The 17,872-nt window shown below is 43.3% G+C and carries 4 protein-coding genes; all 4 read left to right on the plus strand.

The window, feature by feature from the left end; translation table 11 throughout:
- Nucleotides 1-28 precede the first annotated feature (28 nt).
- From AC59IL_RS36480 to AC59IL_RS36495, 4 genes are read left to right on the plus strand one after another with little or no spacing between them, the layout of a single operon-like run.
- Nucleotides 29-7,528 carry a PA14 domain-containing protein gene (locus tag AC59IL_RS36480; protein WP_496557185.1) on the plus strand — a complete coding sequence of 2,500 codons (7,500 nt, stop codon included), beginning with the start codon at nt 29-31 and terminating at the stop codon, nt 7,526-7,528.
- A 30-nt stretch (nt 7,529-7,558) separates the two neighbouring features.
- Nucleotides 7,559-8,284, plus strand: coding sequence for a LolA3 family protein (locus AC59IL_RS36485; protein WP_496557186.1), 726 nt, complete (start codon nt 7,559-7,561; stop codon nt 8,282-8,284).
- A gap of 10 nt (nt 8,285-8,294) precedes the next feature.
- On the plus strand, nt 8,295-17,189 hold the full coding sequence (locus AC59IL_RS36490) for a LamG-like jellyroll fold domain-containing protein (protein ID WP_496557187.1): 8,895 nt from the start codon (nt 8,295-8,297) through the stop codon (nt 17,187-17,189).
- Nucleotides 17,190-17,197: 8 nt separating this feature from the next.
- Entirely contained in the window at nt 17,198-17,701 is a 504-nt protein-coding gene (locus AC59IL_RS36495; protein WP_496557188.1) for a hypothetical protein, read from the plus strand.
- Nucleotides 17,702-17,872: the final 171 nt, after the last annotated feature.

The raw sequence follows: 17,872 nt of genomic DNA on the forward strand, positions 1-17,872 counted from the left end.
ACCCCCTAACTGTAGAAAAACAATTATAATGTTACACACATTATCGCGTAATCAAAAAACCATTGCCTGGTTTTTAGTGACTTTATTTTACCTCGACCTGGTATTGGTGCCTGTTGTAACCAGAGCTAATGAAAGGCCCTTGCCCTTTAAAACGCCGGTTTATGCAACTGCTAAATGGAACCTGGCTGTCAATAAGGGTACGTCATTAAATAATACTGAATTTCATAAAGCACCTGAGAAAAAATCGGGAACAGGTGAGGTGCGACATACATACGCACCGGCACATACGAAGGGCACTTTTACCACAGGGCCCACGCAACCCGAAACGCAAAGTTTTCAGTCGGTAAATGCCAATAACATGGTGGATCTGTTCACGGGCGATTTTTCATACAATATTCCATTGCTCGATGTGGGCGGTTACCCGGTAAATCTGCACTACCAAAGCGGTATTACCATGGACCAGGAAGCAACCTGGGTAGGGCTTGGCTGGAATATCAATCCCGGGGTGATTAGTCGTAATATGCGGGGTTTGCCGGATGATTTTCAGGGTGGTGATGATAAAGTAACCAAGACTGTTAGTATGAAGCCGAACAGAACGATAGGGGTAAATGTGGATGGATCGGTTGGTGGTGAAATTTTAGGGCTGCCTGTTAATGTAAGTGCAGGCCAGTCAACCGGTGTGTTTCATAATACCTATAAAGGCTGGGGCCTCGAAAGGTCGCTGCATGCCACCATTGATGTTGGTATCGGGTCAAAAGGGCATTTGACAGGCGGGTTGTCAATTACCAATAATTCACAAAACGGCCTCGATATAAGTCCTTCCATGGGATTTCATCTGGGATCCAATGAAAATTTATTAAGGGGTGGTATAACCATCGGCACTAATTATAATTCCCGTACAGGAATACAAAACCTGCAAATCACAGGTGAAATAAAACAACAGTCATCTGCCATTGTACAACAGCTTATAAATAATGTAACCAGGTTTAGTTCTGTTATTTCATTTGCGCAGCCATCGTACACGCCCACCATTTCAGTTCCGTTTAGCTCATCTCAGTATTCGTTAAGGCTTAAGGTAGGTTCAGAAAACGAAGGCTTTTTCGCGAGTAAGCAGATGCATGGTTATTTATCAATTCAAACTATAAAAGATCAGGATAAAACACGGTCGGTGCCGGCTTATGGATATCTGTACTATGAAAAAGCGAACAATAACCTCGATGCACTACTCGACTTTAACAGGGAAAAAGATATTGCCTGGAATGAAAATGCGCCGAATATCGCCATACCTGTTTATACATATGATACCTGGTCGATAAGCGGGGAAGGCACCGGCGGTATGTTCCGGGCTTATCGAAGTGACATAGGATTCGTATATGATCACCGGATGGCCACCAGAAGTACCAGCAATAATCTTGGACTGGATTTCGGGGCTGGAAGCATTATGAAAGCGGGTGTTGATTATACCAATATGCACTCTGTCACAAACAGCAATGCATGGACAGGTGATAACCTGTTGGATGATGTTATTCCTTTCAGACAGGCCGACACCACTTTTGAAAATGTGTATTTCAAAAATCCGGGCGAAAAAACTTCAGTCAATAAATCATTTCATAAAGCTATTGGCGACGATTACCTGATGCGTGTTGATCTGTCGGGCGGCAAAGTGCCTTCGGCTACCCGCAACATGACCTTATTTAAAAACAGTAAGCCGTTTGATGCGATCAATGTTGGGTTGAATACCGTGCGAAGTACAAGAGATAAGCGCACCCAGGTAATTTCGTATCTCACTGCCGGCGAGGCGGCCTATGCAGGGCTTGATAAAGTTATAAGATCATACCCGATCAATTCGTTCCCGTCGGCCAGTTGTAATAGTAATTATGAGAAAATACAACGCAGCGATGCAGATCGAAAAGCACACCATCTTTCAGAGATCACCGTGCTGAATGATGATGGCCGCCGGTACGTATATGGCATTCCTGTGTATAACAAACAACAGGTAGATATTACCATGTCAACCCAAAAAGGTAGCAATGCCACCGGTTTGGTAAATTATGACTCAACTGATAAGTCTGTTAAAAATAATCAGGGTAAAGAGGGCTATTTTAATAAGGAGGTTTTGCCGGCTTATTCGCATTCTTTTTTGCTTACGGGCATTTTATCGGCCGATTATTCAGACATAACGGGCAATGGTATTACAGAAGACGACAATGGCGATGCGGTTAAATTTAATTATAGCCGGGTGTACAGTTTGAATTCACCTTATAAATGGCGGGCGCCCTATCAGCAAAACCAGGCGGCCTATAATGAAGGATTAAAAACCGATAGTCGCGATGAGCGGGGCAGTTTTACCTATGGCGAGCGGGAAGTATGGTATTTGAACTCGGTAGAATCGAAAACCATGATCGCCACATTTGAGCTCGATACCGATAGTATTCGTAAAGATTCCTATGGCGTTGGTGGTGAGGATGGCGGTCAAAGCGCAAGTCAAAATTTATACCGTCTTAAAAAAATCAACCTGTATTCAAAAGCCGATTACTTAAAAAAAGGAACCAATGCCAGGCCTGTAAAAACCGTTTATTTTGAATACAGTTATGAGTTATGCAAAAATAACCCCGGCTCTGTTTCTGGTAACGGTAAGCTTACCTTAAAAAAAGTATGGTTCAGTTACAATAACAACAATAAGGGCCAACGCAATCCGTATGTATTTACCTACCATGCAGCCAATCCGGCGTTTAGTCAAAAATCGGTTGACCGGTGGGGTAACTATAAAAATCCAAAAGACAATCCCGGTAACACCGGTGATGAATTAACCAATGCCGATTATCCCTATTCGCTTCAGTCGCTTGTAAAAAACTGGGACTCTGTAAAGGCAGCAGACAGCGCTGCGCCCTGGACGCTTTCGGAGATCGGTTTGCCATCTGGCGGCAAAATAAAAGTTACCTATGAGTCGGATGATTATGCCTACGTGCAAAACAAAAGAGCCATGCAGTTTTTTTCAGTTGCAGGTTTTGGTAACTCCGAAACTGATGGAATACAGGCGAAACTGTATGTTAAAAACTTGCCTAATACAGATTTCATGTATGTTTTTATTAACGTAACGGAAGCTGTTTCGGATAAAACAGATATTCTAAGAAAATACCTCGATGGTGTAAAGCAACTGTTCTTTAAACTGGCCGTGAACATGCCGGGCGATAAATGGGGGAATGGTTTTGAGTTGGTGCCCTGCTATGGAGAAATTGATGATTATGGCATTCGCACCAATTCAAATAATAAAGTAATATGGATAAAAGTAAAACCAATAAAAGATCATGAAAGCCCTTTTGCAACAGCTGCTTTGCAGTTTCTGCGGTTAAATCTTCCTTCCAAAGCCTACTCCTGGTCTGAACCGGGCGATAATATCGACGTACGCGCGGCCGTAGGCATGCTGGCTTCGGTAGCGGGTGGTGTGATAAATATTTTTAAAACAGTAGGTTTTGGTACATCGGCAAGAATAAAAAACCGCTGTAACAGCCTCGTTTTGGAAAAATCGTTTGCCCGGCTCGATAACCCGGTATATAAAAAGTTTGGCGGTGGTTTGCGGGTAAAAAAAGTGGAGCTGTATGATAACTGGAAAGCCATGACCGGTCAGCAGCAATCGGTGTATGGCCAAACGTATACGTATACCGATAGTCTGGAGATTAACGGAATAAAAACAGCCATCAGCAGCGGTGTTGCCAGTTATGAACCTGTGATAGGGAGTGATGAAAATCCCTTCAGGGTTCCCCTGCAGGTGTATACCGAAAAAGTGGGGGCTCTGGCGCCTGCCAATTACCTGTATTCGGAAGAACCGTTTGCCGAAACATTTTTTCCTGCGCCGATGATAGGATATAGCAAAGTGCGGGTTCAAACGATTAATAAGGATCGGAAATCGGCTAATGGTTTTGATGAAACAGAATTTTATACAACAAAGGATTTCCCCACACTGGTTGAAATTACGCCCATGGATGGCGATAGTAAAAAAACATACAAATCGCCGATTTCAAATCCCTTTTGGTTTGATGCCCGTAATTATGTAACCCTGAGTCAGGGCTTTAAGGTTGAGCTGAATGATATGAATGGCAAACTGAAGTCGCAGGCAACCTGGTCACAGCAAAATACTAAAACGCCTATAAGTTATACCTATAATTATTACAGGGTGCAAAACGATAATGCCGCACAACCGAAGCTATCAAATATTGTTTCGGTTGTTGATTCGGCAAATGGCGTTATTGATACAGCCGCTGAAATAGGGAAAGATGTTGAAATAATGATCGATGTACGTGAACAAACGTCTGAAACCAACAGCGGAAGCATTGAGTCTAATGTAGATGTGATCAATGTAGCTGGTTTCCCGGTTCCGATCTTTGTACCGGTACCCCTGTTTAACGGCGAAACAAACCGTTACCGGGCTGTTGCCGTACTGAAAGTGGTAAACCGGTATGGTATATTAGACAGCGTTTTGCATTTAGAGAAGGGGAGCAGTGTTACTACCAGGAACTTATTGTATGATGGCGAAACGGGCGATGTGTTATTGTCGCAAACCAATAATGAGTTCGACGATCCGGTTTATAATTTCAGTTATCCTGCACACTGGGCTTATAGTGGCATGGGGCCGGCTTATAAAAATATCGGTACTGTGTTAAAAGGCGTGTATTTCAGAAAAGGCATTTTGTATTCAAATGGAAAAAGAGTAGCAACAGAAAAGTATTTTGAAAGCGGCGACGAGGTGTTGGTATATGGCAAAAATACCCGCAACGGCAGTAGCAACGATCACTGCAATGATAACTATTACCAGTTTAAATCAGATACCACCTATAACCGATTATGGGCAATCGATGGCCGTAAAGGAAAAGATGGCCAGAAAGGCATTTACTTTATCGACCACGATGGGTTGCCGCATTCTGCCGATGATTGTAATCTTACCATCATCCGTTCGGGCAAACGCAACATTGCCGGGGTGGCCATTGGCAGCGTTACTTCGCTGAAATCGCCGGTAAAAAAAGTAAATAACATCACCAGGCTGGTGCTTGATTCAACCATCAATGTAATTGCCGCCGGTGCAGGCCGGTTCAAAGATTTCTGGAAAGTAGATAGTGCTGTTTATGCGAAAGACACCACTGTTTTGGGATTGCGCCCGGTAAAGCATATTGATGATACTTTATATGCAGTAGATAATTATTCGATAGAAGATTATGCGTCAAGTGGCAGCCCGAATTTAGGTGCATTACCCGATTACAGGTACTTTGAAGCATCTTCCTATGATGGCGATTTTGTAGATCATATCAGAAGCTGGTTAAAGTTCGATATGCGCCGGATTCCGAAGGGTGCTGTTATAGACACGGCCACTATATATTTATATGGATGTATGAACAAACCGCACCAGAACTACCGCAATTCAAATGCCTGTTACCTCGAGCGGTTAACGGCCACCTGGCCCCGAACAGTTATCAATGGTAACACAGACGGTAGTGTGCTGAGCGACTATTTCTGGGATCCTTATCAAACAACTACCGAAACAACAACGCGGGTAACCATTGCTGCATCGCCCTGGGATCAATCTAATGTAGGTAATGACGAATTGGGCATTACCAGCATGGCACAGGCCATGCTAAACCAGTATTACAATTCAGATAGCGTGGTATCGCCGGGTATGCGTATTCGTTTAATAACCTATACCGGAGATGGTAATGATTACAAACACAGCAGCGTGAATTACAACACAGCCCAATCACCGGAAGAATGCGGGTCTGAAAGTTCCTGTACGCCGGTCATAAGGCTCAGGTATCATTTAGCCTGCTCCGGCGATTCGGTAGTTTATACCAACGATCATTTTGCAGGCGTTTATTGCCGTGATATGCCGGTTGATTCCTTCGTTTGCAAACCCGTTGTCAACGATACGGCTGTAAACTTTTACCGCACCGGGGTGCTGGGCAACTGGCGTATGGACAGGGCCTATACTTATTACAGTACAAGAAAACAAACCGATCCTTCGGATACCACCAATATACGCACCGATGGCGAAATAAAAGCCTTTATGCCTTATTGGAATTTTACCGACTCTACATTATACGCCGGCACCGATACCAGCCGCTGGGTTTGGAACAGCGAACTGACCTTATTCAATAACAAAGGTTCCGAAATAGAAAATCACGATCCGTTGAACCGGTACAATGCCGGCCTGTATGGCTATAACAAATCACTTCCCGTTGCCGTAGCGCAAAATGCCAGGAACAGGGAAATAGCCTTCGATGGCTTTGAGGATTACGGTTACCAAACCGATACCTGTGTACATTGTATGTTCAACCGCCATTCTGATTTTGGAACAGCGGCCACCCTGGTAGATACACTCAGCCATTCGGGCATATACAGTTTGTATGTACCCGGTAACCAAACTGTTTCTACAACTTTCCCTATAGCTACGATTGCACAGGATACCATTTCTCCGCAGTTGTCTATAAAAGAAGATTCGGTGCCTATTGTTGCTACCACGGTAAACAGCAACGGGCCGGGATTGACTGTTAAGTATACAACCATGTCGAGCAATAGTTTTTATAACCTGCCATTTACAGGTAACATCGACTATTACCGGTATGATGGATTGGCAATACCTTATATTACCAGCCAGGAAAATTTCTATGTAACCTGGAACGGGTATATACAGCCCCGGTATAGCGGTACCTACACCTTTCTTACAACGGCCGATGATAACATGCGGCTTTTCGTAAATAACGTGGAAATTGAAAATTCTGAGGTTACTCACGATCATACCTGGGGCACAGCCTATGAAAGTTCGACGGTGTATTTGCAGGCCGGGGTGCTGTATCCTATTCGCGTGCAATGCACTCAGGGTGGCGGTGCTTATCAGTTCATGCTTGAATGGAAAAGTCAGGGCGTACAGTCGGTAAGCCGCGAAAAAGTGCCTGTTAGTGTGTTGTATCCTGAAAACAGTGATCTCAATTCGATAACAAACAACACAGTACATAGAGACACCACCTGGTGTGTGGCATTGAAAAATCCCACTGCTAAAGCAGTGATCAATAACCGCTTCTCGCCCTTTCAGGGTAAAAAAGTGGTGGTGAGCGCCTGGGCAAAACAGGCTGTTGACTGTGTCACCGGCAATTACGATAATGCGCAATTGCAACTGGTGTTCAACGATGCCGCAGCATCTACCCTTACTTTAAAACCAGCCGGCAATATCATCGATGGATGGCAACGGATAGAAGATACGCTAACCGTTCCTGCCACAGCTACCAGTTGCACGATGAATATGAAGGCCACTTCATCGGCGCCGGTGAACTTCGATGATATACGTATTCATCCGTTCAATGGCAATATGAAATCATTTGTATACAGTCCCATCAACCTGCGGTTGATGGCCGAACTGGATGAAAACAACTATGCCACGTTTTATGAATACGACGATGATGGTACGCTTATAAGATTGAAAAAAGAAACAGAACAGGGCGTAAAAACCATTAAAGAAAGCAGGAGTGCATTGTTAAAACAGTAACCAATTGACCATTGACCAAACGACAATCATATGCAACATATAATCAACTTACGTATAAAAATAATACTGCTGCTGATGACGGCCGGTCTGCTGCAGGCCGCCGCCCAGCCGGTAACAGATGCTTTTCTTTGTTCGAGAGAATTGAATAACATTCGCTATGTATACAACGATACTGCCCACCTCAGTTTTCAGGTAGCGTTTTACATACAGTATAGTAACGGGACGAAGGATACCTGTTACTACAATTATAAAACCTGTAACAATAAAGTGTATGTTTCTATACCCGACAGCCAGGAAATTATACAGAATGAATATTACAGTCTGGTGTTAAATCATAAGCGCAATAAGGTTGTATTGTCAAAGGCTATGGAGGTATTCAAATACATTGCCCATGCCAACATAACCGACAGAGATTTTTACTCCACTTTCGTAACCGGCATGATGGTACGCGATACCGGAAATCTGAAAAAATTCTCTTACAGCTTTAAAACGGCCAGTCCTTACCGGCAATACGACATCGTGTACGATTCTGTAACGCACCGGGTCAATACTATACATTATGTTTTTGATACGGGGGCTGCCACAGCCAATAGTAATTCGCCTTTTTATGTAACCATGGTGTTCAGCAATTATCAAACCGGCGGTTATACCGACGCTGTTTTTTCAACCGACCCTTATGTGCTGCGAAGGAAAGGCATTTTTACCCTTACAGCCCCTTACAACAATTACACTTTAACTAACTCGCTTAACCAATAAACCGTATTTCATGCAACGCTATATTTATCGTTTATTGTGCTGCTTTTGTTTTTTGCTGCTGGCAGGCTATCATGCAATGGCCGTTGATGAGCGGTATGCAGCGCCCCCGTTAAGTGGCAATAAACTGGCAGCTGATTCAACAAGTTTGGTGCAGGATACGGTATACTTTAATCCTTCGTTAAAGCCCCTGCAAACAACCTGGTTGTTAAAGAATCTCATCACCTTTCAAATAGATGAATCGTACCGGAAATTGTTGCCCGATGAGTTCAGTGTGTCTATAACATTTGAAGTACATTTTACTTACGATAATAACGGCACACCGGCTACTGGTGTCAGTGATGAGATTACATTAAATCTTGACTATTCACAATATACCAAATATGGATTCAAAAAGACCTTTGTAACCGAGGGATGGTATAAGGCTGAAATAAAGATAATCAGTATATCTGCCAATGGAGCCGATCTTAGCGACATTAGCGATGCTTTAATGCTTACCAATGAAATACTGGTTAACCGGGAGTATAATTTTTCCTGTACCAATAATGCGGTAAAATCAATTTTCTCAAATACTTCTTCAATATCGTCAAAGGGTGAATTAAAAGTGTATTGGTCACCCGAGCGGGCTGCTGATGAGTATGACCTGGAATGGAGCTATATTGATAGCGCAGCATTGGCTAATTACCGTAAAACAGGATACGATACAGTGTACGATGCTAAAAAAATATTTCCCAATAATGCTACCCGGGTAAGCATTCACCAGGAAGAATATAATATACCCATGTTGTATGAGGGGCGGGGTACCTTGTTTTACAGGGTGCGATCGGTACAGGTAAAGGCAAACGGCCAGCGCATTGAATCCGTATGGAGCTCTGACTATACCAATGGATTGGGGAAATATAATTTTACTGGTCTCGACACCACGCTGAACTGGCAATCATCTACCAGCTTTGCCGAAGAAGGAAAACGAAAATCGGTGGTGCAGTATTACGACGGATCGTTAAAAAGCCGCCAAACAGTTACCAAAGACAATACGACCGATACTACCATTATTGCCGAAACTTTGTACGATTACCAGGGCAGGCCGGTTATACAGGTGATGCCTTCGCCTTCATTGAGTAGTTTGATAAAGTACACTCCCAGGTTTAATCAGTTGAACGGCGCTGAATATTCGAAGGACCTGTACGATGGCCCGTGGCAGGATACCTGTTATTGTAATCAGGGAGCGCCGGCTATGGGTACCGACTCCGGGGCAGCAAAATATTATTCTCCCGGCAATCCATTGGCTGCAACCGGATACCATAAATACATTCCCAATGCCAATGGATTTGTATTTGCTCAAACGCAATACACACCCGATAATACAGGCCGTATAAAAGTACAGGGCGGAGTAGGGCAGGAGTTTCAAATTGGCAAACACCATGAAACGCAATATACCTATGACGATGCCAGTCGCGAAGAACTGGATGCTTTGTTTGGCACTGAAGTAGGAACTGCAAGCCATTATTTTAAAAACACCGTGCGCGATGCCAATGGCCAATATAGCATCAGTTATGTTGATATGCATGGCCGAACCATTGCTACCGCACTGGCCGGCAGCCCGGCAGTAAACGTTGATCCGCTTGCAAGCAATAGTACGGTGTGGACGACAACAGGATTGCTCGACAGCAATACAAATGTAGTAAAAGGGATGGTGATCGAAAGCAGCAAAGGGCTGTTTGTTACCTCAGCCGGACAGCATCGCTTCAGGTATTCCCTGTTGCCGGATAGCATTAGTATCAAAGGTTGCAACGATACGGCTATATGCTACGACTGCATTTACGATCTTGAAATTGCCATAACCGATGAATGTAATGATACTACACTGGCTAAACGCAGTCCGATAGTAATAAAGCGCAACAATTACCACCTTGATATTAATTGTAATGCTATTGATAGTTTTCCGGTCGTAGACACAATCGTGTATTTAAACCAGGGCAGTTATGTGGTAACGAAAACGCTTACCATTAACAAAAAGGCGATGGACTACTATCGCGACAGCGTTTTCCTGGTTCACAATACCTGCCACACACTGGAGCAATTGATTCAACAGGAAAAACAACGGCTCGACACCAGCATGCAATGCGAAGTCACCTGCACTTCATGCTACGCCGCTATTGGCTCCTGGGAAACTTTTCGAAATAATTACATGCAGCAGGGTGGTATTCCGGTTAGTGATACGGCCGGTTATCGTACGCAGGCGACCCTTGCTTATAAAAAGCAGCTCGAAGAATGCGATGCGCTCTGCAATCCCGGTTTAGATAAAAACATGCGCCGTCAAATGCTGGCCGATGTAACGCCCCCTAACGGGCAATATGCCAACCCCGACAGCATTGATATATATTCAATATTCTGGACTTCACAAAATAATCCTGAACCGCCTTATAAAACTGTTGCAGCGAACTATACAAATGAGAATGGTGATTCTGACCCCTTACCCGGAAATTTAAACCAGGACCAGTTTGTAGCGGATTTTAAAAGTTCCTGGGCAGAAGCTTTATTGCCCCTGCATCCTGAATACCCGAAACTGGTAAAATATGAACAACTGTCTGAAAGCCTTGCCTGGGATGTACGATTTGGTAAAATCGATTCTTATCAGGCAGCTGTGGATAGCGGGTTTTTGAACCCCGGTAATTTCATCACACATCCGGCTGGTAGCATTTTTAATTTCAATGCAGCACATCGCGATCCTTTCTTCACGAGCTATATAGACATTCTTAAAGTTCCGGCTGCTTATAAAACCCGTATGCAGGATAGCCTGCTTACAAAAGCAAAGGATGCAGGCAATAATGCCATTTCAATGTGGTCGCTGGCGACCATCATGGCCCATTGTGCCGACAACGACGCCGGTTGTGTTAGTCATTACCGGCCGATCGACAGCGCCTTTGCCATTGGCAGCGATTGCAGCGGCGACCGCGATATGGCCTGGCGGTATTTCAGGGAAATGTACCTGCAGGAAAAGCGGGAGATCATTAACCTGATGTTGCCGGGCATTTCGACCGACCTGCTAAATAATCATAACCTCAATTTTTATGATGCGCTGATGGGCGCCGGCGGTGCACCAACTGATGTGGCTACAACGCTCGACAGCTTAAACAGCTTTATTAATGACAATTGCGTTGCTTATGTAAAACAGTGGTGGCTGGAATTAAAAGATCCTTGTAAGTACGATTCAACAGACTCAGCCAAAATAATTCCCCGGTTAATTCAGGTTTGTCGCGAAGGAGGTGATATGGACCATCCCTTTGGCGCCTCCACGGTAAAGCCGGGAAGCACCAATACCTATAAAAGCTTTGAAGAAGTTTTAAAAGCATACAATGACAGCACACACAAAGCGTATAATGCTACCTGCAATGTGTACCTGATCAGCGCCCCCTTGCCATACGACCAAAATCCCGTTTATTCAGACAAGCCGGTTTATAAAAAGCCGGATAGTTGCGAATGCGCCAATATTGCATCGCTGTACCAGCAGTATCAGTTCGATGGAAAAGATTCATCATTTGCTGCCTACCTGTATCGTACCAGCGGTACGGTGGTGCGTAACGACGCACTGGATACCCTGCGCATGGCCTGCAACGGGTTAATCGATTGCAGCTTTTTAAAAGAGCCCATATCGTTGCCGCCGGTGTTGCAGTGCGGGGTGAAGGATGTGTGTGTGACTTGTATAGCCATTGACACACTGTACAAAAAGTATATTGCTGAATTTCCTGATGCCGTTCCGAGGTTAGAGAGTACCGATAGTTTACAAATAGCAAAAAATAAACTGTTTGAACAGTTTATGAATATGCAGTTGGGATTTAACAAGCTAACTACTGAGTACCTGCAGTTTATGGATACCTGCGGTATTGAGAAATTAAACAAGGTTTACTGCAATGTTGCATTGGCGTTTAATGGAAATACCGGTAAGCAAAGAATTATAATTCCATCGCAAAACAATCGACTGAAAATCGGAACTGGCGATTTAACCCTGGAAGCACGATTGAAACCGAAAAATAACGTTCCATTTAATACAATTATCAGTAGCCGTACGTATGCAACGGGTGCCTATGCTGATGGTGTTTTTTTCCTTTTGCTATCTGATGGTAATTTACTTGTTCAATTTCAGGGCTGCTATAATTATACCACAACTAATACTTTTGGAATAAATCCATACGATGGGAAATCCCATCATGTGGCTGTAACAAGAAGAGGAGACTCTGTTGCTTTCTATATGGATGGGCTCAAACTTCCGTATGGAGTTTCTTGTACAAATGGCGTAGCAGCACCCCCTTCCCAACGGAATATTGATGTTGATGGCCCATGGCGAATTGGCTTTGATTCTTCAGGGGCAACGCCTTACCCCTTTAAGACATTCAATGGCTGGATAGACGAAGTAAGGATATGGAATGTAGCCCGTACGGAAACCGATATCAGGGATAATATTACTACTACATTAACGCCCCAGGCAGGGTTAGTTGGATATTATACTATGAATAGTTATGATACCTGCGAGCAGGTAATTACCGATTATTCAACCGACGATCCGGCTCAACGAAATAATGGTTATTTAGGTGGCAATACAAATAAAGATAGCTTTGATCCGGTTTGGCTGTCTCCATCCCAGATTTCCTTTGACAGTGCTGATCCTGCCGGTGTTACAAATACTTGTAGTTGTATAAAAAATAGTGATACCCTCAAGAAATGGCTGAATGATTATGCAAAATATAGTGGTATCCCTCATCTTGATGCCAGCGGAAGCGATACTACACAATGGAAAGTAGATTTTGGCGGATGGTATTACAAAGCCGGAGTTCCGTTGGGAGAGATTATACACAATGGTGTGATGACCTTGCCCCCATATTATGCAGATACGTTGACAATAAATCGAAACCGGGTTGAATTCGATTATGTTAATGATACTTTATGTTTGGATTCTACAGGTTTTACCTGGGAAGCCAGATTGAGGTTGCCTGACAGCCTGATACGTTACAACCCGTATGATGCAAGTTGGTGGATTTTTTTGTATTCAACCAGTGGTTCAGTACAGGTAGCCATATCGCCCGGGGATGGACATGGAGTTGCCGTATGTACCAATCTCAATAAGCCGAATGTATCGTGTGCCAATGAAAATGTGGCGGGACAGCATTTGAACGACTGGCGGGTAGTTAAACTACAATTTCGCGGACGGAATTTTAAGTATTACATTGGTGATTCACTTTTGGCACAACGTACCCTGGATGCTCCTGTAACAAACCTGTATACATGGTCTATTGAACCTTTCTCTTTCAAGGGAGGGCAGATTGACTATATTAAAATATACGATTCCTCGGGGATAGTATTATATGACGAAAATTTTAATGATGCAAAAAATCTGGCAGTAATTGATAATAGAGGCCGGTGTACAGATTGCGAAACTCGTTTTACCAATTATTTTAATACACGTAATAATTCCAATCTCACATACACCGGAATTAAATCAATATATTCAGGTACATGTGGTATTGATATTCATCCCTGTTCTCAGGATCTCACGCTATGCGGAAAAACAGAACCTGTATTTGCTCCGGTTACCTGGCCACAGCGAACGACCTGCGACGATAGTACGTTATTTGCCACATCTGTTGCAGTGTTGAGGGAACAGGCTTATACCGATTCAATCACCGGCAGCTTTAGCGACCGGTACCTGGCCAAATGTTTAAGCGCCCGGTATCACGAAAGCTTTACCTTATATCACCCCGTTAATCAATTCCATTACACGCTGTATTATTACGACCAGGCAGGCAACCTGATAAAAACAGTGCCACCTGAAGGGGTGGATGTAAGCAAGTTTGCCTGGGCAACCGCATGGTCAGATTCTGTAAAGGCCGCCCGCAGCAATAAACAGCTGCTTACACCCAATCATAAACTGCCTACCCAATACCGGTTCAATACTTTAAACCAGGTAGTGGCGCAGAAATCGCCGGATGGCGGTTTGTCGGAATTCTGGTACGATCGGTTAGGCAGGTTAGTGGTTAGCCGCAATGCAAAACAGAAGGCTGCCGGCACTACCGAAGACAACCGGTTATATAGCTATACAAAATATGATTCACTGGGTCGTATTACTGAAGTTGGACAGGTAAGCAATACAAGCTCCAATGGCGCCATGACAGATGCGGTGAGCCGCAATCCCATATCAATAGGAAACTGGCTATTAGCGCTCAATAACCGCAGAGGCCAAATAACCAATACGATTTATGATTTGCCTTATATTTTTAATGGCCTGGGAGATGCGCGGCTGGTGGTAACACAGCGCAATTTGCGCAACCGGGTAAGTTATACAACCATTACCGATACGGGTACCAACAGTACCGCTTATAACCAGGGTACATTTTATACCTATGATATATTAGGCAATGTAGATACTTTATTACAGGATTATGGGAGCACCAATTTTACATCCACGGCCAATGTGATGAATAAGAATGGTAACCGGTGGAAAAAGATCACTTATAAATACGACCTCATCAGCGGCAAGGTAAATATGGTGATGTATCAGCGCGGCTGGAAGGATGGTTTTTATCACCGTTATAGTTATGATGCCGAAAACAGGTTAACGCTGGTAGAAACCAGTACCGACAGCCTCGTATGGGAAAAAGAAGCGCGGTACGATTACTACCGGCATGGCCCGCTGGCGCGGGTAACGCTGGGCGATCAGCAGGTGCAGGGCATTGACTATGCCTATACTTTACAAGGCTGGCTCAAAGGTATAAACAGCACCGCGGGCGTTGATTCGATTGATATGGGAAGAGATGGCAATGCCAATAACATCAACCGGTACACTGCCAGAGATGCTATAGGACTAACGCTGAATTATTTCACCGGTGATTATGCAACAATTAATAACAGCGTGCAGCCCTTCCCCGGCTATAGCGGATATTTAAGTAATTACAGGCCGCTGTACAATGGCAACATAAGCAGCAGCAGTGTTTACCAGAAGAAGTTCGATTCGGAAGATGTTCCGGGTGGCCCGCTGATCTTTTATAATTACAAATACGACCAGTTGAACCGGCTCACAGCCCAGGACGCCTATAAAGGATTTAATACGGCGACCAATAGCTGGAGCGGCATGAACGGAATGGGCGAAAACCTGAAGGAGCGCATAGCCTACGATGCCAATGGCAATATTTTAAAGTACCTGCGAAAAAGCATAAGCGGTACAACGGGCAATATGGATAGTCTAAACTACTATTACTATGCGGGTACCAATCGGCTGAAACGCATTACCGATAGTATTGAGGCCAGCGCATTTGTAGATCCGGAGGGTCGGATAGTTGATATTGATGGCCAGGCCGACAGTAATTATGTATATGATTCAATAGGTAATTTAATAAAAGACAATAAGGAGAATATCACCAGCATCAAATGGAATGTGTATGGCAAAATTCAGGAGATAAACAGAACGGCCACTACGGCAGTACCAGCCACAAAGATTCAATACACGTATGACGCGCTGGGTAACCGCATCAGCCAGATAGTGACCGCCAGCGGCACCAAATATTACACATGGTATGTACGCGATGCGCAGGGTAACCTGCTGAGCACCTATACCACAGATGGCAGCAGTACGAATCTGGACAGTCTTGATTTAAAGCAGAGCGAGCAATACATATACGGCAGCAGCCGGCTGGGCGTGCTCACCGGCAGCGAATCGGTGCACGGCGGCCCGGATGGAATGGATTATTATTCCGGCAAATCGTTTGACCGCGGCTGGAAGCAATATGAACTCACCAACCATTTAGGAAATGTACTGGCCACTATCAGCGACAGAAAATTTGGTGTACCTTTAAGCGATACAAGTTCTTTGATAGATCACTATGAGCCGGATATACTCACTGCGCAGGACTATTATCCGTTTGGGATGCTTTCGAGGGTAGCAGTTCCGGGTAGTGGACAGACTTATAAGTTTGGGTTTAATGGCAAGATGAATGATAATGATGCGAAGGGAGGTTTGGGGAATCAGCAGGATTATGGGATGAGGATTTATGATCCGAGGGTGGGGAGGTTTTTGTCGGTTGACCCGATTACACAAAAATATCCTGAATTAACACCTTACCAATATGCAAGTAATAGACCTATTGACGGAATCGATGAAGATGGGTTAGAGTGGGCATATTTTGATAGATTTAATGTACAAATGCATGTTACTAATCAAACTACCAAAGAAGAGAAATTAAGAATCTCGGGTGTTAAATGGGTAGGATATGACCTTGCATTTGGAAAAAAATTACCAAAGGCAGGAAGTGTATCAATTGCTTATACTTTTGGAGCTAAAGGGATGACCACGTCTGGGGTTGATGCAAATGGTAATCCAACCCAAAAGTGGCAAAGCTATGCAAGTTTAAGCACTGGAAGTATCGCAACAGACAACAAGCTTGGAACTTTACACGGTTATATACAAAGTCAAATGAAATCTTTTATTCTAAAAGCAAATTTTAGGTTTGGTATAGATTTAAGAGTAACTGATGGTTATAGAACTATAGAACAACAAGACGAACTTTTTGCTCAAGGCAGAACCCAAAAACAAATTGAAGCAAAAAAGAAAGAACTTGGTATAACAAGAATAATTGAAGCTGATCCCAAAGCTGGCGTTGTAACGAATGCTATAGGGGGATATAGTAACCATAATTTTGGTTTAGCAATTGATATTGTACCTATTGAAAATGGAAGATTGAATTGGGAAACAAGACATTGGCCAATAATAGGGCTTATTGGCGAAAGTAGAGGCTTAGAATGGGGGCACAGATGGAAAAAAATAGACGATAAGCCTCACTTTCAAAACTTATTGGGTAACTCACTAAGACAATTAAGAACTATGCATAGTGACAATAATGGATTACCAATTTTTCAATAAAGAAAATTATGAAAACTTTTAGCCTAAGATTTTTATTAATTATTATTTTATTTGATAGTTGTAAGAATAGAAATATAAATGAAGAAAAAAATGTGAAAGTTAATCAAGCAGTTGACACTATTAAAAATTTAACGCATGACAGCTCCAATATCCACCAGTTAAGAATTTCCGATATTAAAGTATCGGCGTACCTTATATACGATGATGGTTCTTTATCTGCTTTTGATGTCTTAAATGATAAAACCGTGGCGTTATGGAATACCGTTATTGGTGGGGGCGATGCGTTGAAGCCATCAAAAAGCACAAAGTTTAAAATAACCGGAACTTTAGATAATTTGAACATTAAGATTAAAAACGGAAATAAGTTGGCTATTGATAAAAAGGGGGTGCATCTTAACAAAGTATTTGAATTTGTCATTAAGGAAACTGGATGTGCCGAGGTATATGTGAATATAACCGGCAATCAGAATTTTGTATTCAATGACACAATCCCTTTTCATTGTGGCGAATAACAAGACAATACTGTAACGTATCAAAGTAGTTGGTGAAGAAAAAAGAGTAAAATCCAAACATAGTCTTAAAGCCAGATGTAACAGTCTGGCTTTTTTCTTTTATAACCATTGAAGGAGGTCAATATTGGCCGTGCAACGTCTATGAACTTTACACTATAAGGCGTTCGGATA

The organism is Niastella sp. sgz303648 (assembly GCF_059587045.1).

Bases quoted from the DNA above. Each gene is read 5' to 3' on its own strand.
- AC59IL_RS36480 (WP_496557185.1), top strand. From the start codon at position 29: ATGTTACACACATTATCGCGTAATCAAAAAACCATTGCCTGGTTTTTA.
- AC59IL_RS36485 (WP_496557186.1), top strand. From the start codon at position 7,559: ATGCAACATATAATCAACTTACGTATAAAAATAATACTGCTGCTGATG.
- AC59IL_RS36490 (WP_496557187.1), top strand. From the start codon at position 8,295: ATGCAACGCTATATTTATCGTTTATTGTGCTGCTTTTGTTTTTTGCTG.
- AC59IL_RS36495 (WP_496557188.1), top strand. From the start codon at position 17,198: ATGAAAACTTTTAGCCTAAGATTTTTATTAATTATTATTTTATTTGAT.